This window comes from Acrocarpospora macrocephala, assembly GCF_009687865.1.
GTDB lineage: Bacteria > Actinomycetota > Actinomycetes > Streptosporangiales > Streptosporangiaceae > Acrocarpospora > Acrocarpospora macrocephala.
Genome location: NZ_BLAE01000075.1, coordinates 1 through 20,514, shown reverse-complemented (window position 1 = coordinate 20,514; position 20,514 = coordinate 1). Strand labels below are relative to the sequence as shown.

Annotated in this window: 14 protein-coding genes; 10 read left to right on the top strand and 4 right to left on the bottom strand. The window is 69.3% G+C overall.

Annotation, left to right across the window (positions count from 1 at the left end; all coding sequences use genetic code 11):
* Positions 1-81 precede the first annotated feature (81 nt).
* From Amac_RS44625 to tnpB, 3 genes are all read right to left on the bottom strand, one after another.
* The gene (locus Amac_RS44625; RefSeq protein ID WP_155360513.1) at positions 82-1,464 is read right to left on the bottom strand and encodes a hypothetical protein; all 1,383 of its coding nucleotides are present in this window, start codon (positions 1,462-1,464) and stop codon (positions 82-84) included.
* 95 nt (positions 1,465-1,559) lie between these two features.
* Positions 1,560-3,311: an acetyl/propionyl/methylcrotonyl-CoA carboxylase subunit alpha gene (locus Amac_RS44620; RefSeq protein ID WP_155360512.1), complete on the bottom strand. Its 1,752-nt coding sequence runs from the start codon at positions 3,309-3,311 to the stop codon at positions 1,560-1,562.
* A 167-nt stretch (positions 3,312-3,478) separates the two neighbouring features.
* The gene (tnpB, locus tag Amac_RS44615) at positions 3,479-4,861 is read right to left on the bottom strand and encodes an IS607 family element RNA-guided endonuclease TnpB (protein ID WP_155360511.1); all 1,383 of its coding nucleotides are present in this window, start codon (positions 4,859-4,861) and stop codon (positions 3,479-3,481) included.
* A 357-nt stretch (positions 4,862-5,218) separates the two neighbouring features.
* Here tnpB and Amac_RS44610 point away from each other — a divergent pair, with 357 nt between their 5' ends.
* Positions 5,219-5,491 carry a WXG100 family type VII secretion target gene (locus Amac_RS44610; protein ID WP_155360510.1) on the top strand — a complete coding sequence of 91 codons (273 nt, stop codon included), beginning with the start codon at positions 5,219-5,221 and terminating at the stop codon, positions 5,489-5,491.
* On the opposite strand, the gene Amac_RS44605 is transcribed toward Amac_RS44610, so the two are convergent.
* Positions 5,488-11,157, bottom strand: a complete 5,670-nt coding sequence (locus tag Amac_RS44605) for an FtsK/SpoIIIE domain-containing protein (protein WP_246269096.1) — start codon at positions 11,155-11,157, stop codon at positions 5,488-5,490. The two genes, Amac_RS44610 and Amac_RS44605, sit on opposite strands and share 4 nt — an antisense overlap.
* A 1,490-nt stretch (positions 11,158-12,647) precedes the next feature.
* Between Amac_RS44605 and Amac_RS44600 the strand changes: the two genes are divergently transcribed.
* The 9 genes from Amac_RS44600 (at position 12,648) to Amac_RS44560 (ending at position 19,304) form a co-directional block, all read left to right on the top strand.
* Positions 12,648-13,340 (top strand): hypothetical protein, encoded by a 693-nt coding sequence (locus Amac_RS44600; RefSeq protein WP_155348359.1) that lies wholly within the window; start codon positions 12,648-12,650, stop codon positions 13,338-13,340.
* A 3-nt stretch (positions 13,341-13,343) separates the two neighbouring features.
* Entirely contained in the window at positions 13,344-14,132 is a 789-nt protein-coding gene (locus tag Amac_RS44595; RefSeq protein WP_155360509.1) for a MinD/ParA family ATP-binding protein, read from the top strand.
* Entirely contained in the window at positions 14,129-15,427 is a 1,299-nt protein-coding gene (locus Amac_RS44590) for a TadA family conjugal transfer-associated ATPase (protein WP_155348357.1), read from the top strand. The genes Amac_RS44595 and Amac_RS44590 overlap by 4 nt, the downstream gene beginning before the upstream one ends.
* Entirely contained in the window at positions 15,424-16,329 is a 906-nt protein-coding gene (locus tag Amac_RS44585; RefSeq protein ID WP_155360508.1) for a type II secretion system F family protein, read from the top strand. The genes Amac_RS44590 and Amac_RS44585 overlap by 4 nt, the downstream gene beginning before the upstream one ends.
* Positions 16,326-17,318: a type II secretion system protein gene (locus Amac_RS44580; RefSeq protein ID WP_155360507.1), complete on the top strand. Its 993-nt coding sequence runs from the start codon at positions 16,326-16,328 to the stop codon at positions 17,316-17,318. The genes Amac_RS44585 and Amac_RS44580 overlap by 4 nt, the downstream gene beginning before the upstream one ends.
* Complete coding sequence (locus tag Amac_RS44575) at positions 17,319-17,552, top strand: hypothetical protein (protein WP_155360506.1); 234 nt, start codon at positions 17,319-17,321, stop codon at positions 17,550-17,552.
* A gap of 359 nt (positions 17,553-17,911) precedes the next feature.
* Entirely contained in the window at positions 17,912-18,298 is a 387-nt protein-coding gene (locus Amac_RS56870; RefSeq protein ID WP_246264914.1) for a TadE family protein, read from the top strand.
* Positions 18,289-18,693, top strand: coding sequence for a TadE family protein (locus Amac_RS44565; protein WP_170322979.1), 405 nt, complete (start codon positions 18,289-18,291; stop codon positions 18,691-18,693). The genes Amac_RS56870 and Amac_RS44565 overlap by 10 nt, the downstream gene beginning before the upstream one ends.
* A 212-nt stretch (positions 18,694-18,905) precedes the next feature.
* Positions 18,906-19,304 carry a pilus assembly protein TadG-related protein gene (locus Amac_RS44560; protein ID WP_155360503.1) on the top strand — a complete coding sequence of 133 codons (399 nt, stop codon included), beginning with the start codon at positions 18,906-18,908 and terminating at the stop codon, positions 19,302-19,304.
* Positions 19,305-20,514: the final 1,210 nt, after the last annotated feature.

Here is a 20,514-nt window from a genome sequence, read left to right as displayed (position 1 = left end):
CACCAAGATTCTCCCACGACCACTTACAGACCCCTTGCAGCCGCCTTGACCATCGCGCGGCGGCTGCACTCCTGCGGCGACCTACCAGTCGCCGCCTCCGAAATCTCCACCGCCGAAGTCGCCGCCGCCCCAATCGCCGCCGCCTCCGAAGTCGCCGCCGCCGCCCCAGTCCCCGCCGCCGTCAGCGGCCGCACCGTCGGCGTAGCCCGCGCCGTACCCGCCCATGCCCCAGCCGCCGCCGAAGGCGCTGCCGAGCATGGTGCCGACCAGCATGCCGGTCAGCAGGCCGCCGCCGTCGAACCCGCCGTAGTAACCCGACGCATACGGCTGGTAGGCCGGACCGGCGTTCCAGTACGGCGCCCGCTGCCCGTTCGGCAGCACGACCTCGCGCATCTGCGGGTCGAAGCCACGCTCGATGGCCTGGGCGTCCATCGCGCAGGCGGGCACGTCCCGCAGCGCGCCTCCGGGCGGAGCCCAGCGCACGTTGCGGACCGAAGGCCCGTGCTGCGGGTTGAAGAAGCAGGGGGCCAGCCGTTCCGGCACCGGCTCCTTGTTGACCTTCGCCTTCACCACGGCCAGCGCGTAGCGGCCGTCCTCCAGCGTGGCGGTGACGGTGCGCAGCTCGTCGGCGCGCTTGGTCGCGGCCAGTTCGGTCTTGGCCTTCTCGTAGGAGTCGAGCGCGTGCTGCCAGTCGGTGTCGGTGCCGGCGGCGGGCAGCATGCGGGCGTCCAGGTCCAGCGCGGTGATCTCCTCGCCGAACTTGGTCACGTCCTCCTCCACCGTCACCTTGACGGCGGCCAGCTCGGCGGCCTCCTTGGCCTCACGCTGCCGCTTCATCCGGCGGGAGATGAGCCACAGGCCACCGCCGCCGATCACGGCGACGCCCAGCAAGCCGTACCAGATCGCGGCTGAGCCAGCGCCCGGGTTGGCCATCGACTTCGTGCTCAGCGCCTCGCGCCTCTCGCCGCCGACGACCAGGTTGACCCGGTTCACGAAGTCCTTCATGCCGTCGACGACGTCGCTGTTGTGGGCGGTGGCCAGAGTGGCCAGATCGGCGGGCGCGCCGGCCGGAATCGCCGAGGATCCGGCGAACAGGCTCATGCCGTCCAGCACGGTCACGGTCGCAGCGGATCGTCCCGCCTTGTCCAGGGCGGCGATCGCCTGGGTGATGAACTGGCCCGCCTCGGCCTCGGTGACCGAGCCGTCGGGCAGCGCCACCCCGTAGATCTTGGACTTGGATCCCTTCAACGCCTCACGGACACCGGCCTGCTGCTCGGAGTTGAGCGGCGAGCCTGACAGAACGAAGAGCGGGTCTCCGGACTGCCAGCTGGCCAGCGCGGTTGCCACGTCGGGTGGGGCGGCGGCGGCGCGTGCCGCCGGGCTCAGCATGAACAACGCTGCCAGCCCGACGAACAGAGCCGCCGCGGCGGCCCCCACGCGGCGCAGCGGATGGGTCTTGGTCACGGCTTTCAGGCCTCCTTCGCCCTTCAGGACGAACGGCGATGCGCGATGGTTCCCTCGACCCCACCGTATCCGGCGAATGAGGAACCCACGCACGGTCACGCTTCCTTGATCTCACAGATGACCGACCCGGCGGTCACCGTCTGCCCGACCGCCGCGGCCAGCCCGGTGATGGTGCCGGATTTGTGCGCGGTCAGCGGCTGCTCCATCTTCATCGCCTCCAGCACCACGACGATGTCCCCGGCGGCAACCGCGTCCCCGTCCGCGCACACCACCTTCACGATCGTCCCCTGCATCGGGCTGACCAGCGCGTCCCCGCTCGCCGCCGCCTTCCTCGCCCCACCACCCGCCCGCCTGGGCGCCCGCTGCGCCTGCCTCGTCTCAGTACGGCCACCGCCCCCGAACCCAGCCGGAAGCACCACTTCCAGCCGTTTCCCGCCCACCTCCACGGTGATCCGCTCCCGCCCCTCGGCCTCGGCCACCTCGACCGGCCCGGCGTACGGCGGGATCTGGTTCACGAACTCGGTCTCGATCCACCGGGTGTGCACCGCGAACGGCTCGCCGGTGAACGCCGGGTCGTCGACCACCGCGCGATGGAACGGCAACACGGTCGGCATGCCGTCGATCTCGAACTCGGCCAGCGCCCGGCGGGCCCGCTCCAGCGCCTGCCGCCGGGTCGCCCCGGTCACGATCAGCTTGGCCACCAGGGAGTCGAACGACTGGGGGACGGTCATCCCGGCCTCGTAGCCGGAGTCGAGCCGCACTCCGGGCCCCGCCGGGGCGCGCATCGCGACCAGCGTGCCCGGCGCGGGTAGGAAACCGCGGCCCGCGTCCTCCGCGTTGATCCGGAATTCGATGGAGTGGCCGCGCAGCACGGGGTCGTCGTAGCCGAGCGCCTCCCCGTCGGCGATCCGGAACATCTCGCGGACCAGGTCCACGCCCGCCACCTCCTCGGTGACCGGGTGCTCCACCTGGAGGCGGGTGTTCACCTCGAGGAACGAGATCGTGCCGTCCTGGCCGACCAGGAACTCGCAGGTCCCCGCGCCCACGTAGCCGGCCTCGCGGAGGATGGCCTTGGAGCTGTCGTACAGCAGGGTGAGCTGGTCATCGGTCAGGAACGGCGCCGGGGCCTCCTCGACCAGCTTCTGGTGGCGGCGCTGCAGCGAGCAGTCCCGGGTACTGACCACGACGACGTTGCCGTGGCTGTCGGCCAGGCACTGGGTCTCGACGTGCCGGGGGCGGTCCAGGTAGCGCTCCACGAAACATTCGCCCCGGCCGAAGGCGGTCACCGCCTCGCGGACCGCCGATTCGTACAGGCTGGGGATCTCCGTCAGGGCTCTGGCCACCTTGAGGCCGCGGCCGCCGCCGCCGAAAGCCGCCTTGATCGCGATCGGCAGGCCGTGTTCCTCGGCGAAAGCGACGACTTCCTCCACGCCGGAGACGGGGTCGGGGGTGCCCGCCACCAGCGGCGCGCCGACCCGCTGGGCGATGTGCCTGGCCTGGACCTTGTCGCCGAGCGCGGTGATCGCCGCCGGGGGCGGGCCGATCCAGGTCAGCCCCGCGTCCAGGACAGCCTGGGCGAAGTCGGCGTTCTCGGCCAGGAAGCCGTAGCCGGGGTGCACCGCGTCCGCGCCGGTCTCCCGCGCGATCGCCAGCAGCTTGCCGATGTCCAGGTACGTCTCCGCCGGGCTCTGACCGTTCAGCGCGCGGGCCTCACCGGCGACCTTCACGTGTAGCGCGTCCAGGTCCTGGTCGGCGTAGACGGCGACGCTGCCCAGTCCCGCGTCCGCGCACGCGCGGGCGATCCGAACGGCGATCTCACCGCGATTGGCGATCAGGACCTTTTCCACTGGAGCTCCTCCCTGACTACAACGTGAGCACGTAGATCGTGAGGGCCGGTGCGATTGGGGACTTTTCCACCGGAGCTCCTCCCCTGACTACAACCCTGACATGGGGAGTGTAGGCAGGGGCTTAGTGCTTTTCCGATGCGCCCCCTTGCTCTTTAACTTTGTTCCGTTCACTGAGTTTCAGTGTTTCTCAGTGATCCGTCCATTACTGGGCGGAGGTCCCCGTCCGACCCGGGCGGCGCCCGGCGCGGGGTAGACGTTTCACAGCCACCAGCCCCGGCAGGCGGGGTCTTACGGTCGGCTCCACGTCCGTTTAGCGTCTCCGGGCCACTCCCGGCGACGGTCTGCTTCACCAGGGAAGCCAGGTTAAGCGCAGCGTTGACGTCCCGGTCCAGGACCGAGCCGCAATCCGCGCAGGCGAAGGTGCGTTCGGAGAGGGCGAGTTTGGCTTTCACCGCGCCGCACCCGGAACACGTTTTGCTGGAGGCGAACCAGCGACCGGCCACTACCAACCGGCCGCTGCCCCACTCGGTCTTGTAGGCCAACTGGCGGCGGATCTCCCCAAACCCGGCGTCATAGATCGCCCGGGCCAGCCGCCGGTTCCGCACCATCCCGGCGATGTTGAGATCTTCGACCACCAGCGTGCCGTACTCAGCCGCCAGGCCGGTGGTGAGCTTGTGGATGGCATCGCGGCGCAAGGCGGCCACCCGGTGGTGGACCCGGTTACGGGCGGCATTGGCCCTTCGCCACCGGCCGGACGACTGCTGCCCGCTGCGCCGGTCCGGGCCCTGCTTGCGGGACACCGCCCGGGACAGACGGCGCAGTTTCCGGGACGCCGCGGCCAGATGCCGCGGGTTGGCGGTGGGTGGGCGGCCGTCGGAGTAGACGGCCAGGGTTCTGATCCCGAGGTCCACCCCGACCACGGCCTCCGGTCGCGTGGGGGTCGCCTCGGCGCGTTCAATCTGGACGGAGAAGGACACCAGCCAGCGCCCGGCTTCCAGCCCGACGGTGGCCGAGCGGATCTGTGCGGTGCCCGCCTCGATCCGGCGGGCCAGCTTACGGGTGGACTCGTGGGTTTTGATCCGGCCCAGGACCGGCAGCACCACGTGGGTGCGGCCATGCAGGCGGATCGCCCCGGTGGTGAACCGCACCGATATGGCCTTCTTGCGTTTAGATCGGAATCGAGGGAAGCCCACCTTCGGGCCTTTACGGATGCCTTTCCTGGACTCGTTCCAGTTCGTCAGCGCGGTGGCGAGCCGATCTATGCCGCAGGCGTAGGATTCTTTGGAGTTCTCCGCCCACCACGGCGCGACCTGCTGTTTGGTCCCGTTCCAGGCTTTGCGCAGCGAATACATCGACCAGGACAGGGACGGGGTCAGCTGGGCGTCGGGGATGCCGTAGGAACGTTCGGCCTCCCGCTGGGCCAGGTTGGCCTTGATCCGCGCCAAGCCCCAGTTGAAGGCAAGGCGGGCGGCGCCACAGTGGGAGCGGAGCATACGTTCCTGGCATGGGGTGGGGTCCAGGGCGTATCGGTAGGCGTGGACGACCTGCATCAACCCTCCCCAGCCATGGCAAACCTATGTAAACCCATGGTGAACAAGTGACTACAGTTTATCAGAGTGGTGGTGATTGACGGGTTATCTGAGCAGCGAAATAAGCGTGCACCTGTCTTGGGATCACCTGACCCCTCCTCGACAACCGGTCCGAACGATCCGAGCCGGTCACCCCGCCAGATCCAGGAAACCGAAACGGACTGATAAACGCTGACGAACCGCGCAGCAGTTCGTACCCATCTCATACGGCTGGACGACAGTTCCTGACAGCTCTCATAACCGCTGGGCATAACCTGGGCAATTCCCGCCTGCGAGATCTACGGTGGGGGCGCCCCAACGTCGGCGAAGGGAAACGAGATGAGTCACAGCTTGCTCGGCGGCGATCCCGCGGAAATGCAGAGCATGGCCGCGCAGTTCACCCAGCAGGCAGACCAGGTCCGGGCGACCATGGCGAGCCTGGACCGCGAAGCGGCCAAGGTCGGCACCGTCTGGACCGGCGCAGGCGCGCAGCGCTTCCGGGATTCCTGGCAGAGCTACCGCGCCGCCTTCCAGCGCATGTCCGAAGAGCTCAACGAGGCGTCCCGGGTGATCAACACCTACCGAGGAAACATCGAGTCGGCCACGCGCTAGCTCGGGTTCGGGACGGCGGCCTGGATGGGAGTGGCACTCCCCGACACAACCAGCAGGCCGCGCCCCGGCGGGCCCCCGGTCGCACCCCGGGGCAGCCGGACGTTGAACAGGTCGCCGTCGGCCGGGCTCTGCACCGATAACAGCACGCCGGTCCGCGCCTTCCGGGCCTCCGCCACGAAGCCGCGGAATGCCGTGGCCAGATCCCCCGTCGTCCCCGCGATCAGCAGCCCATGCTCGCCGTCTCGCGCGGTCCGGAGGATCTCGTCCAGCGCGGAGCCCAACGCCGAATCCGGCGAAATCAACTCAGCGTCATCCACGATCACGACGTATCTTCCCTGCTCCCTGCCCTGCCCCGCACCTTGCGCGTGGTCTGATCCTTCGGCCTGGGTCGCCCTTTGCGCGTGGTCCGATCCTTTGCCGTGCGCCGCGCCTTGTTCGCGGTGTTCTTTGCCTTGGCCCGCGCCCGGCTCGACGCCCTGACGGCTGCCCTGGGCACCCTGCTCGATGTCCTGATGCCTGGCTCGGCTTGCGTCCGATTCGATGTCCTGGGCCATGCCTGGTTCCTGGTGTTCTTTGCCTTGGGTCACGCCCCCTTCGATGTCCTGGCGTCTGGCTCGGCTCGCGTCCTGTTCGATGTCCTGATACCTGCCCTGGGCGGTGCCCGGTTCGTCGTGTTCTTTGCCCTGGGCCGCGCCCGCTTCGATGTCCTGATGTCTGGCTTGAGTCGCGCCCTGCGCGACGCCCTGATCCTTGGGTTGGGTCGCGCCTAGTTCGATGTCTTGGCGCTTGGCTTGGGTCGCGTCCTGTTCAAAGCCTTGATGCTTGACCTGGGTCGGGTCTTGTTGCGGGTGCTTGCGCTGGGTGGGGTCTTGTTCGATGTCCTGGTGTTTGCCCTGCTCTTCGCCGTTTTCGTTGTTCTCGTTGGCTTTGTTCTGCTTGGTGTGCTTGGCGAGGAGTTCGAGGGGGTCGATTGCGCCAGGGATGCCGCCGAAGCTTCCCTCGCCGGTTGCGTCCTCGCGGAGGCTGCGGGCGTTTCCGTCCAGAACGGCCAGGACGCCGCGGAGTTCTCGGAGTGGGCTTCGGCGGGGGGCGATGATCAGGACGGGGACGCCACGGTCGAGGAAGGACTGGGCTGCGGTCAGGAGCGTGGAGGAGCGGCCTGAGCGGGCGGGTCCGGCGACGACCGCGGCCGGGCCGTGGGCCAGCAGGTCGAGACCCGAGGGGGTGAGCGCGTCGCCGCCTGCGCCGATCAACGTCCACAGTGGGGATGGCGGGGTGAAGTCCGGGGTCAGGTCCATGACCTGGGCTGCGGTGATCCGGGTGGGGAGGGCGTCCACCCGGAGAGGGTGCTGGCGCTGGGGTTTGCTGGCCGCGCGGGCCAGGGCTTGGAGGGCCGCGACCTGGGCCGGGCCTGAGGGGTCTTCGGCCAGGAGTGCGATCTGGCTTTCGACGATGCCCTGTTCGGACATGGCGAGCGCCCGGCCGTTCGGCATGCTCGCGGGGAGGTTCTTCGGCGGGAGTCCGGCCAGGCCGTAGTCGGCGGGGTCGGCCAGGCGGAGCACTAGGCGGTCCTCGAAGACGGTGGAGATCTGGCCGAGCAGTCCGGAGCGGTCGGAGGTGACCACGGCGCGCAGCCCCACGGCCGGGCCTTCGCGGAGCAGCTGGAGCATGGCGTCGATCATGCGGCCGTAGTCGTAGTTCTCGAAGGCGGCGACGTAGCCTTCCCAGCGGTCGAGCATCAGGATCAGCCAGGGTTCGCGGAGGCCGCCCGCGCGGGCTTCGGCCAGGGAGGCGTAACCGGCGTCGGCCAGCACGTGCTGGCGGCGGCCGACTTCGGCGCGGAGGCGGGTGAGCAGGCGTTCTACCCGGTCCAGTTGGTCGCGGGTGACGACGGCGCCGCAGTGCGGGAGGGCGACCAGGGGCAGCAGTGCGCCGGAGCCGCAGTCGATCACATGCAGGTGCATGTCGTCGGCGGAGGTGTGGGCGGCGATCGAGCCCGCGATCGTGCGCAGGGCGGTGGAGCGCCCGCTTCTGGCGGTGCCGGCGATGAGGAGATGGCCGGTGCCGAGGGTCAGCGGGCGGGTGCGCTGGGCCCACGGCAGGTCCGAGACACCGAACGGGATCTCGCCTGCCCGCCTGGAAGGGCTTCCTGTGGAGCTTCCTGTGGAGGACCCGATGGGGCTTCCGGAAGGGCTTCCGGTGGGGAGTCCGGTGGAGAGGCCGATGGGGCTTCCGGTGGAGCTTCCGATGGAGAGCTCGATGGGGCTTCCGGAAGGGCTTCCGGCGGGGAGTCCGATGGGGCTTCCGGAGGGGTTTCCCGTGGGGAGTCCGATGGGGTTTCCGCTGGGGCTCCCGGTGGGGTTTCCGGTAGGGAGTAGGACCTGGTCGGGGAGTGGAGGGAGCCAGGGGCTCGGCTGTTCGGGGATCGAGCGGGTGACCGTGCGGACCTGGTCGACGAGCCTCGCCAGGTCGGTTGTGCCGGAAGTTTCGATATTCCGGCTGGTCAGCGGGTGGCCGAGGGCCGCCCATGGGAGGTCGCTGATCCGCACCTCGCCGCTCGGATTCGCGCCGCCGGGGGCTCGGCCACCTATCCGCGCCGCCTGTACGGCGATCGCCGGGCCCGAGCCGGAGCGGACGTAGCAGCGGCCCGGCAGGGTCTTCGGGATGTGCGCGGCCTCGGGGCCGTCGATCACGTCGGCGGATTCGTGGGTGTCGGTGACGCGTAGGGCGATGCGCAAGGAGGTGTTGGCTTGGATGTCGGCGGTGACGACGCCGCCGGGGCGCTGGGTGGCGAGAATCAGGTGGATGCCGAGCGATCGGCCGCGTCTGGCGATGTCCACCAGGCCGTCCACGAAGTCGGGGAGCTCGGCCACTAGAGCCGCGAACTCGTCGATGATCAGCACCAGCCGGGGGAGCGGGGGCAGCTGGTCCTTCGCGGTCGTCCAGACCGCGCCCGCGCTCGGCCGGTCGAACAGGCCGGTGACCTTGGTCTGGGTCACGCCGGAGGCGCCGAGCACCCAGGTCGTGCCGCGTTCGGCGGCGTCCCTGGCCTCCAGGTAGTCGTCGATGTCCTTCGCGCCCGCGTCCAGGAGCAGGCGTTCGCGGCGGCGGATCTCGGCGGCCAGGGAGGTGAGGGCGCGCTGGGTGAGGTGGCCGTCCAGGTCGCTGACCATGCCGACGGTGTGCGGGAGCCGTACACACTCTTTGAAGGCGGCGCCGCCTTTGTAGTCGATCAGGACGAATGTCATCTCGTCGGGGCGGTTGGCCACGGCCAGGGAGCTGATCAGCGTCTGCAGGAGTTCGGATTTGCCCGCGCCGGTGGTTCCGGCGATCAGGGCGTGCGGGCCGTCCCGGCGCAGATCCACCGCGTACGGACCTTCGGGGCCGATGCCGATGATGGCGCGGGTGTCCCGGCCGGGGGGTTTGGTGAGGTCGATCAGGTCGAGCAGGCGGGCGGCCGAGGGGAGCGCGGTGGCGTCGTCGTCGCGGCTCACGTCGCGCAGGGGGGCCAGGGCACGGGCCATCCGGTCCGCCCAGCGGGCGGAGACCTGGTCGGCGCGGATCCGGCCGAGGGCGTCCAGGCCGCCGCCGCGGAGCCGCAGGGTGCCGCCCTGGGCACAGGAGACCACGGTCGCGCACTCCTCGGGGAGTAGCGCCTGGTCATCGTCGATGGCGATCGTGTAGACCCCGGCGGGTGGGCCTTGTCTGAGCACCTGGGGCATGCCCGGGAGACCGCGCAGCACCTGGGCGCCGTCCAGCACGACGAGGACGTCGTAGGGGCGCTCGTCGTAGGTGCCGAACGTGGGTTCCGCCGGTCGCGGGGTTCCCCGGCCGAGTTCGTTCCAGCCCGCGGGGCCGCCGGTGAGGCGGCCGGGGCGCAGGAGCGGGGCGTTCTCCTCGTCCAGGCGTTCGGTGATCAGCGCGGCCAGTTCGGCGACCCGGCGGGCGGCGGCGTCAGGGTCGGCGCCGATGAGGGCGACGCTGTCGGTGACGTGGGTGACGCAGTGCGGGAGCCAGCGGACCCAGCCCCACTGGTCGGCGCCGTCGGGGTGGGCGGAGATGACGACGATGGCCAGGTCGCGGGGGCTGTGCAGGGCCGCGGCCTGGCCGACCAGCCAGCGGGCCGTGCCGAGCGCGACCCGCCTGGGTCCGGTGAGTCCGGCCACCCCCAGGCGGCGCATCGCCAGCGCGACCGGGACGTTGCGTGCGGTCGGCGGGTCCTGCTGGGCCGGTTCGAACTCGATCTCGGCGGGCAGGTCCGCGAGGCCGACCCGCAGGCGCAGCGCGTCCTGATCGTGGGTTCTGCGCTCCCAGAGTCGCCGCCGGGGGCCGGTCGCGGTCAGCAGCAGCTCGGCGGGGTCTGGGGCGGCAGCCCGCCGCGCCTTCTCGTCCTCGGTGCGCGCGGCGTCGACGCGTCGGGTGAAATCCTCGGTCTCCTGGCGGAACTCCTTGAGCGCCTGGCGGTGCTGCTTGCGCCCATGCCTGCGGTCGCTGATCCACTGGCCGATCATGATCATGGGGGTCATGAACGCGATCAACAGGAAGTACCAGGAGCCCGTGACAAGCGCCATGACCAGGCCGAACACCGCCGGCAGGAAGGCCGCCAGCAGCTGCAGCCGCATGCCCTCGGCACGTTTCGGCTCCTGCGGCACCGCGAACGACACCACCCGCTCCGGCAGCCGCAACCGTGGCGGCCGGTTGTAGGCGAGCCCGCCATCGGGCAACGCGTCCAGATGGGCGTCCGGCGGCTCGATCGCGCCGACAGAGAACGCCGAATTGCCGCACGCCAGCATCACCCCCTCACCCCAGGCGACAGGCTCGCCGACCGGCTCCCCGTCCAGCGTCGGAGCCTGGCCTACGCCTCCCGAAGAGAGGGCCAGAGCATTGGCTGAAGATCCGCTGGCCTCCCCTGAAGAGTGCCCTCGGGGGTTGGCGGAAGATCCGCCCGCGCTCCCCGAAGGGTAGGCCGGATCATCGGCTGAGAAGCCGGTCGTGCTTCCCCGAAGTCCGGTTGGATCTTTGGTCGAAGATCCGCCTGCGAAGCTGTTGGGGCGCTTGGGTGAAGAATGTGGTGAGGACGTTGACGGAGGGCTTATCGGAGATCTGGATGAAGATCTCGTTGTGGGTTTCGCGGGGTCTGGCGGGGTTCTGAACGATGATCCGGCCTCGACGGTGATCCCCGAGGGAACCAGGCGGATGATCGCTGCCTCGGCTCCCAGGCCCGGATCCGGTACGGTCACCGCGCACGCCGGATCTGATCCGATCACATGGGTGCCCAGGCCAAGCCGGTGCACCGCCCCCGCCCCGGGGCCCCCGACGACACGCAACTCCACCATCCCGGCGGGCTCCTCGATGACCGTCGCCATCGCCGCCCGCCGGTCCAGCGCGATCCGGTCGCCCTCCCGCAGCAGCCCGAAGACCCGCGCCGCCGGGTCAAGCCGCTGCCCGTCCAGCCACACCTCCGTGTGGGCCGGTTCCTGAGCTTCGCGATCCATCCCGTACGGCGCTCGCGCGCGCGGCAGGCGCACCACGTTCGACGGCCGGGCATTCGGGTTTTCCAACGCCCTGGCCAGCGCGGCGACGGTCGTGCTCTCGTCCCCTTCGACGATGACATCCCGGTTGGCGGCGGTCCCGGGGTTGCCGACCACAGTGATCGCTATCCGCATCTGCGGCTCCAATGGTGGGGGGCGGGGTCAAGGTACAGAAGCAGCCCGAAGGCCACTCGGGTTATGCGGATCCGGTAACACGCGAGCCATTGAACACCCCTGTGGACACCTCACCGCGCCACCCTGTGGATGACCGCTCGAACCGGTGGATATCGCTGTGGATAACTCCCGACCCTGTGGACAAACCCGGACCAATCCGCGTCCGACCAGCGCATGAAGTGCCCGTAATCGTTCCGATAAACACGAATCACCTTCACGTTCACTGAACACCCCTGTGGATAACTTTGGGCGGGATGGCCTCCCGGATGGGCACGAGGTTCTCCCACCCACCCAGCCCTCTGTTCCTCCTCGGGCTCCGCCCGCCCCCGCCATCGCCGTGGTTGCGCGGACGAAATGGCAGCCACGGCACCGTGGTTCTCCCACCCACCTGCCTTTTGGGTCGCTGGCACTCGGCTGCGATCGCGTGGGTTGTGCTGGCGTGGGTTGGACCACTCGCGGGTCCAGGGGTCCTCGGCCGCCGTTGGGTGGGAGTGGATGGCGTGATCGGTCCGTCCATCTGCCCGTGGGGTCGCTGGCACTGGGCTCGGTCTGGGATCCCGGTAAGCCCGGATTGCCGTATTTGGGACCGCTTGGCCCGGTCCGCTCGACTCGGATGGATCCCTCCATCGCGTTCGGTCTGAACGGTCGGGACGTCTCCGGGAAGCCCGGATTGCCGCATCCGCTCGGTCCCCCGACCCGCTCGACCCCGATGAACCCGCCGTGCCATCGCATCCGGTCCGCGTGACATCGTGCCCACTCGCCGTGAGGAAGTTCATCGAACTTGCCTGCGATTGCGGTGAACGCGGGGAGCGATACGCCCGTAGCCACAAGTGAAGGCACAGGAAGTGATCCAACTTGGGAGCGTGACATGCCGCTGAGTGTGAGCGTTCCAACGGGCGGAGGGTGGGAGAGCTGTGGTGACCCTTGCATGTGACTCCGGGCGGGCCTTTCGGGTGGATGGCCGAACGTCTCGAAGGATCGGTGGGCGGGAGAACCCGTGCGACTCGCTCCCACACCAACCGCCATTCCCCGGGACGAACGAGAGAGCCCCGCCAACCAATCATCATCCGACGATCTCCACAATGAAGCCCCGTCAACAAGTTCTGTCAAGACATCAGTCAAGCTGATTTGCATTGACATTTCGCAGCATCTTGACTTTTTGTGGTTATGTGGTGTTAAGACAGTATCTCAGGAAGATCCGGTAGTCATGTTACCTCTGTTACCAGTGTGACGACCCTCTCCATTGACCTGCGGTAATACTTTTCTCGTTGACGCGATGACCTATAACCGATAAGCATGGGTCCCCCGTTTACCGGAACCATGACCATCGGGGATGTCCATAATGGCGTGAAATTCCGCGCGAATCCGAAAATGTTTTGATCAACCCTCCTCGTGATCATGTGGCCTTGTGCCGTGTGTGCGTGGACTTGGACTCTGGGAGCCCCCCACCCATGAGGATCAGCGAGAAGCCCGCCCGCGAAAGCCGTACCGGCCCGGTGGAACGGCCCGGTCTGTCCGGGCCTGCCGCGCGGAAGCTGCCGGTGCCGCCGCGCGAGCGCAAACCCGCCCTCGCGGCACTGGCCGTGCTCCTCATCCTGGGCGGCGCGCTGGCGACCACGCTGCTGGTGCTGCGCAGCGGCGACCGCGTCTCGGCCGTCCGGATCATCGAGCAGGTCGGCGCGGGCGAGAAGATCCCGGCATCCGCCCTCCAGGAGGTGCAGATCGCCGAAACCGGCATCGACTACGTCGCCTGGCGCTTCCGCGACAAGGTGCTCACCACCTACGCGTCGGTGACCCTGCTCCCGGGCACCCTGCTCACCGAGAACATGACCAGCACCGCCAGCGAGCAACTCGGCCCAGGAAAGGCCCAGGTCGGCCTGGCCCTCAAATCGGGGCAGGCGCCGATCGGCCTCACCAAGGGCGACATCGTCCAAGTGATCTACGTCCCGGCCGCGGGGCGCGGCACCGCCGCCACCCAGCAGCGCGTTCTCGCCCAGAACGCCCTCGTGCACAGCGTCGGCGCCCCGGGCCGTACGGCGACCGGCCTGGTGACCGTGATCGTGGACGAGGCGGTCTCACCCACCGTCGCCCAGTACGCCTCCAGCGGCGAGATCGCCCTGGCCGTCCTCCCCGGGGCACGGTAGCGAATGGCACTGATCGTCCTGGCCGCCGACAAGGGGGCACCGGGAGTGACCACGGCCGCGACCGCGCTGGGGGCGGTGTGGCCGCGCCCGGTGCTGCTCGCCGAATGCGACCCCTCCGGCGGCGATCTGGCCTACCGGCTCCCGGCCGCCGACGGCGGCGTGCTCAACCCGGGCCGCGGCCTGCTCAGCCTGGGCGCGGTGGCCCGGCGCGGCCTGCACGCCGAGCAGGTCTACGAGCACACCCAGAAGCTGGTCGGCGGCCTCGACGTGCTGGCCGGGCTCACCAACGCCGAGCAGGCCGCGGGGCTGACCTGGCTGTGGAGCCCGCTCGGGCGGTCCCTGGCCGCGCTGCCCCACACCGACGTGCTCGCCGACTGCGGTCGGCTGGGCGCGCACCCGGCCGTCAACGACCTGCTCGCCGAAGCCGACCAGGTCGTGCTGTTCACCCGGGCCAGCCTCGATCACGTGGCCCACCTGCGCGAACGGCTCACGCTGCTCAAACAGCAGGTGGGCGTGGTCGTGATCGCCGACCCCCGGGCGTACCGGTCCGAGCTGGACGAGGTGCGCCGGATCGTCTCGGGCTGGGATGTCGCGTTCGTCGGCGGTCTCGCGTACGACCCGAAGGGAGCCGAGCTGCTGCGCGGCCAGTGGGGCGGGCGGCTGGACCGCAGCATGCTGATCAGGACCGCGCGCGAGCTGGCCGGGCGGCTGGCCGGCCGGGTCGGCGCGCCGGAACCGCGCCGGGTCAACGGGCGGCCGATCGTACCGGGGCCCCGCGAGGAGAGCCCATGACCATCGACCACACTCTGGTGAAACGGTTCCGGCAGGAGGTCGGCGACCGGCTCGCCCAGCAGCGGCGGCTGGATCAGGCCAGCGGCCTGCGGCCGATGAGCGGCGAGGACGAACGGCAGTTCGCCCGGGCGCTGATCGCGCAGGTGCTGGAGGAGTTCGCCCGCAGCGAGATCGGCGTGGGCCGTACGCCGCCGAGCGCGGAAGAGGAGGAGGCGCTCGCCGCCGGGATCCACGCGGCCCTGTTCGGCGTCGGCCGCCTGCAGCCGCTGCTGGACGACCCCGAAGTCGAGAACATCGACATCAACGGCTGCGACCGGGTCTTCGTCGGCTACGCGGACGGCCAGGAGCTCACCCACGAGCCGGTGGCCGAATCCGACGAGGAGCTGATCGAGCTCATCCAGATCCTCGCCGCCTACTCCGGCCTGTCCTCCCGCCCGTTCGACACCGCCAACCCGCAGCTGGACCTGCGCCTCCCGGACGGCTCCCGCCTGTCGGCCGTGATGGACGTCACGGTCCGGCCCGCGATCTCGATCCGCCGGGCCCGGCTGGGCAAGGTCTTCCTCAGCGATCTGGTCGGCAATGGAACGCTCTCCCCGGAACTGGGGCGATTCCTCTCCGCGGCCGTGCAGGCCAGGAAGAACATCATGATCGCCGGTTCCACCAACGCCGGGAAGACCACCCTGCTGCGCGCGGTCGCCAACGAGATCCCCCCGGTGGAACGCCTGATCACCGTGGAACGTGCCCTGGAACTCGGCCTCGACCAGTTCCCCGAGCTGCACCCCAACGTGGTCGCGTTCGAGCAGCGCCTGCCCAACTCCGAAGGTCAGGGCGAGATCAGCATGGCCGAGCTGGTCCGCCGCTCGCTCCGGATGAACCCGTCCCGGGTGATCGTCGGCGAGGTGCTGGGCGACGAGATCGTCACCATGCTCAACGCGATGACGCAGGGCAACGACGGCTCGCTGTCCACGATCCACGCCAACTCCTCGATCGAGGTCTTCAACCGCATCGCCACCTACGCCCTGCAGGCCGAGGAGCGCCTCCCCATCGAGGCCAGCCACATGCTCATCGCGGGCGCCATCGACTTCGTGGTCTTCATCGAGAAACGCAATGACTACCACCGGGGCGGCCGGTTGCGCCGGTTCGTCTCCTCGGTCCGCGAGGTGGCCGGCTGCGACGGCCGGGTGCTCTCCTCGGAGGTCTTCATCGCCACCGAGAACGGATCCGTGGTGCCGCACGCCCCCATCGCCTGCATCGAGGAACTGGCCGCGCACGGCTACGAAGGAGCCTGGTCATGATTCCACCCGGCCTCCTGGACCCGCTCGTGCTGCTCGCCGGCGCCGCCATCGGCGGCGGCCTCTACCTCCTCGGCCTCGCCCTGTACGGCATGCGCCCCCGCCCCGCCGGCCCCGACGGCGCGGCCCGCCGGATGGAACTGGTGCGCACGCTCTCCACCAGAACCGCGGTCGCCGCCATCACCGCCGCCGTCGTCCTGGTCCTGACCGGCTGGCCCGTCGTCGCCGTCGGCTCGGCCCTGCTGGTGATCGCCTGGCGCGGCCTCACCGGCGGCGCGGCCGAGGAACGCGCCTCGATGCGCCGCCTGGAGGGCCTGGCCGCCTGGACCGAATCCCTGCGCGACACCATCGCCGGGGCCGCCGGTCTGGAACAGGCGATTCCTGTCTCGATCCGGGCCGCCGCGCCCAGCCTGCGCCCGCATCTGCGCTCCCTGGTCGACCGCATGCACACCCGGATGGCGCTCTCCGACGCCCTGCGCATGTTCGCCGACGAGCTCGACGACCCCTCCGCCGACCTGGTGGTAGCCGCCCTGATCCTCAACTCCAAACTCCGCGGTCCCGGCCTGCGCGACGTGCTCTCCGCTCTGGCCCTGTCGGCCCGCGAAGAGCTGGACATGCGCCGCCGCGTCGAGGCGGAACGCCGGGCCACCCGCCGCAGCGTGCAGATCGTGGTGGGCACCGCCCTCGCCTTCGCCGCCTTCCTCGTGATCTTCAATCGTTCGTACGTCCAGGAGTACAACTCGCTCCTGGGCCAGGCTGTCCTGGTCGTGGTGGCTGGTCTGTTCGGGGCGGGTTTCGCCTGGATGCGGCGGCTGGCCAGATTCGACCAGCCCGCCCGGATCCTCGCGCCCTACCGCCGTGCCGAGGCGCCCGCCCGCCAGGAGGAAGCCGAGGTGATCGTGTGACGGAGACCGTACTCGCCGGGGCCGTGCTCGGGCTGGGGATCTTTCTGCTGTTCCGGGCCCTGTTCCCGCCCCGGCCCGGGCTGGTGACGCGGCTGGCCGCGCTCGATCAGGCCAGGGCGGGCGAGGACGTGGTGCGCACGCCGCTGGTCGCGCCCGACGAGCAGGTCAGCGCGTTCCGGCGGGCGCTGGGGCTCCGGCTGGCGCGCTTCTACCTGGCCCGCGGCTGGGAAGCCCGTTCGGTACGGGCCGACCTCACCCTGCTGGGGAAGTCGTTCGAGGGCTTCCTGGCCACCAAGGTGCTGCTCGCGGTGTCCGGGTTGTTCGCGTTTCCGCTGCTGGTCGGATGGCTGGCGCTGATGGGGTGGGGCGTTTCGCTGCATGTGCCGTTCTGGTCGGCGCTGCTGGTTTCCGCAGTGTTCTTCCTGCTGCCGGACGCTCAGATCCGGCGGGACGCGGCTGTACGGCGGCGCGACTTCCGGCACGCGGTCGGCGCGTTCCTGGACCTGGTGGCGATGAACCTGGCCGGCGGGCGGGGGGTGCCCGAGGCCCTGCTGATGGCCGTTTCCGTCGGCAGCCCTGCTTCGGGCGGGTCCGGGTCTTCTGGGTCTGCTGGGCCTGCAGGATCGAATGGGTCGATGGCCGACGCGGCCGGGTCGAACTGGGCGATGGAGCGCATCAGGGAAGCGCTGTCGAACGCCCGGATTGTCGGCATCACGCCCTGGCAGGCGCTTGGCCAGCTCGGGGACGAGATCAACGTGGACGAATTGCGTGATCTGTCGGCCGCGCTCGGTCTGGTGGCCGACGACGGCGCCAAGGTCCGGACCTCGCTGACCGCCCGATCCGCCACGCTCCGACGGCGTGAACTGGCCGAAATCGAGGGCAAGGCTGGCGAGCGCTCCCAATCGATGCTCGTGGCCCAGCTCCTGCTGTGCGCAGGCTTCGTGATCTTTCTCAGTTTTCCGGCAGCCATGAAGATGTTGGGGTCATAGATGATCGAGTACCTGATAGCCCTGCTGAACGTACGAATCCAGCACGCCCGCAACGCCCCCACCCGAGGTGCCTCCGCCGTCGAATGGGTCATCATCACCGCGATCATCGCCGGTGTCGCCCTCGGCCTGGCCACCCTCATCAGAGGCTTGGTCGAAGGCAAATCCGCCGAAATCACCAGCAACTTCGGTGGCGGCGGTGGCGGTGGCGGCGACGGGAGCGGTGTCGGTCAATGACCCAACGAACCCCAACGCCCTCAAGAACCCCGGGAACCCTCAGAACCTCAGGGATCTCGTGGACCTTGAGCACCCCCAGACCCCGGCACACCCCGCGGGCTTGTACGACCACGGCCTGCGAACCCCATCGGGATCGCGGCGCTACGGCCTGTGGGTGCCGTCGTCGGGATCGCGGGGCCACGGCTGACGAGCGCCTTCGTCAGGATGGCGGTGCTACGGCCTGCGAGCGCTGCCAGGGGAATGGCGGAGTCACGGCCTGTGGATGCCGTCGCCGGGATGGCGGAGCCACGGCCTACGAGCGCTGTCATCCAGGTCGCGGTGCTACGGCCTGTGGGGGTCGTCGGGATCGTGGAGCCACGGTGATCGAGTTGGCCATTTTGATGCCGGTCATTCTTGTGGTGGTTCTGCTTGTGGTGCAGATGGCGTTGTGGTTTCACGGGCGGCAGGTTGCGGACGCGGCAGCTCGTGAGGGTGCCCGAGTGGCCAGATTGGCCGGCGATTCCGATGCCTGGCCGTCGGAGGCCGAGGCCAAGGCGACGCAGATCATCCAGGCGATCGGGCCGGAACTGTTGCAGTCGGCGACGGCGACGGCTTTTGAGGAAGGTGACCAGCGCGGTGTGGAGGTGAGGGGCACCGCCGTTCAGGTCGTGCCGCTGCTCCCCGAGCTGGCCTTCACCATCACTGCCCGGTCCGGTGGCCCGATCGAATGTTTCCGTCCCGACGACGGGAGCGAAACATGCCAGTGACCTCTCCCAGCCGCCGCGACCGCGGGTCGATGACCGCGGAAACCGTGATGCTGGCACCGGTTTTCCTGCTGTTCCTCATGTTCCTGGTGGGGGCGGGCAGGGTCGTCGAGGCTCAGGGTGAGGTCAACGGGGCAGCCAGGGACGCGGCCAGGGCGGCTTCGGTCCAGCGCACCGAGGAAGAGGCCACGGGAGCGGCCGAGCAGACAGCTCAGTCGGTGCTGGGAGACGAATGCCCCTCACAGGTCAGCATGACCGGAACCGACTTCGTCGAAGGCGGCGTGGTCTCCGTGACCGTCACCTGCGAACTCGACCTGGACTTCCTCGGATTCGGTACGACCAAGCAAATGACCGGCAACTCAGTGGTCCCCCTGGAACAGTTCCGGAGGGTCGAATGAGGAGCCCACACCTTGGAGACCCACGCTTCAGAGCACCTAACACCATGAGCAGGTCGCCGGGTTGCTCGCCGCTATCCGGCGCCGTTAACGCTGGCGGTGGTTCTCGCCGCACCGGCGCTAGGAGTGGTAGCGGCATTCCAATAGGTGTTCGGAGATGCCCGCGCCTTTGGGTCTCACGCCCTAGGGGCACACATCGCCCCGATAGTGGGTCGATGTCCGTTTTTGTGGTGCTGTTCTCGGTGGCGGTATTTCTGCTTGCGGGGCTGCTTGTCGACGGTGGGGCTGCTATCAATTCGCGGCTCAAGGCGGCTGACATCGCTGAGCAGGGTGCGCGCGGGGCCGCTGACCAGATCGATGTTGAGACGCTTCGTGACACTGGTCAGGTACGCCTGCTCGCTGATACCGAAGTCTGCGGACGAGCGGAGGAGATCATCTCCGCGCATGCCTTGGATGGCGTGCAGTTGACCGAATGTACGGTCGGCGGCGGCCAGACCGAGGTGACCGTGGGCGTCAGCGTGCACTGGGACGCTTTCTTCCTGGCCGTCATCGGCTTCGGCGGCGCCGACATGATCGCCACCGCGACAGCGGTCCCCGACGAGGGGGACGCATGATCCCCATGCCGATCCGGTCGCCTCGCTGGCCTACCCCACGGCCGGTCACCACCCTGAAAGGGCCAACCACCATCCACACCCCCGGGGAGGTCTGACGCATGCCCAACAACCCCACCCCTCACCCTCAGTCAGACCCGGACTCACCCTGGCAACCAACCCAAATCCCACCGCCAACCCAAATTCCACTCCAATCCCAAACTTCACCTCAATCCCAGGCCTCACCCTCAATCCCACCCCAACGTGGGAACCTCGGCGAACCAGGCGACCTCCCTGTCGCGGGCTCCTTCATGCCTCGTCCGGCCACACCCGAAGCCACTCGCCCCGCCCCAACCCCCAAGACCGACTGGGTCCGAGCCTGGTACGCCGACCGAAAGGGCGAAACCCCCCACGACGACCACCCACCACGACCACCCCTAGACCCGTTCAGTGAACCCAGGCCCTGGAACTCCATCAAGATTCCGCCGCAGGACTCAGGTCGCACGGATCGGCCAAATGATCGTTACGGGCCGGGCTCGCAGAAAGATCGCGAAGCCACCGGGTTCGCCGACAGGCAAGAGGGTTACACACGCCCTTGGCCAGGCGTTGGGGCGAATGGCGGACGCCAGGGGAACGGCTCGCTGCGCGATCAGCGGATCCCCGGTTCCGAGGTGGACTGGCCGGATCCGGACTCAACAGTGGACCAAAAAGGCCGGAACTTCCCGACAGACCGCCGGATTCCGGGTCTGTCGGGAGCCCCGCTGACCGAAGGCCTGGTCCGGGGCCGGCAGGGCGGCGAGTTCCCTGGGGATTCGTCAAACGATGAATCTGTTCAGGGTGAGCCAGCCATTGGTTCGCATCCGGTATGGAGCGGCGGAAACTCGGCTCCAGAACCCAAAGAGCGCGGAACGGACCGAGACCTGAGGACTCCCGAGGCGCCGAAGGGCGGGGCAGCTCGGGCGGGGTGGGATTTGGGCACCCCCGAGACGTCGAGTAGCGAGGGGTCGGCTTCGGCGCGGAGGGAGCGCGGGCCGACTCAGGCGGGGAGGCAATCGGGGGCTCCCGAGGTGACGAGGCGTGGGGACTCGGCTTCGGAATACAGAGAGCGCGGGGCGGCTCAGCCGGGGTGGGATTTGGGCGCTCCTGGTATGTCGAGTAGCGAGAAGTTGGCTTCGGAGCGGAGGGACCGCGGAGCAGCTCAGGCGGGCTGGGAGTCGGGGGCTCCCGAGGTGAC